This window comes from Mesorhizobium sp. M3A.F.Ca.ET.175.01.1.1, assembly GCF_004791945.1.
In the GTDB taxonomy this organism is placed as follows: domain Bacteria; phylum Pseudomonadota; class Alphaproteobacteria; order Rhizobiales; family Rhizobiaceae; genus Mesorhizobium.
Map to the genome: position 1 here is coordinate 1 of NZ_SRTP01000374.1, position 291 is coordinate 291.

General features: G+C 65.6%; 1 protein-coding gene. It reads left to right on the forward strand.

All coding sequences use genetic code 11. The annotated features are described in order from the left end of the window. The coding region (locus EN818_RS32045; protein ID WP_245521448.1) for a hypothetical protein at positions 1-212 on the forward strand (212 nt) is incomplete at its 5' end. Between the last annotated feature and the right edge of the window lie 79 nt (positions 213-291).

Consider the following 291-nt stretch of genomic DNA (forward strand, 5'->3'; position numbering starts at 1 on the left):
CCGCCGCCCAGCAGCTTTCGGCAGGCGGACCGGTATTCGATATCGCCGGGGTCCGCGATGTGAGCCCCGAGGAGCGCTGGCAGGCCTATGTGTCGCGGCTGCAGACTCAGCCCGGCATCATCGTTGCCGAACAGAATGTACGCGACGGCCAGTTCTACATTGCCGGCCTGAGGGACCCGCTTGCCGCCGACCCGCAGTCGCTGTTGTCCTGAACTGAGGTCGATCCCGCGCGCGTTCACGCAAGCTGGCAATTCTACCAGAGCCTCGAGCCGGAGTTCGTGCTGAAGCGGC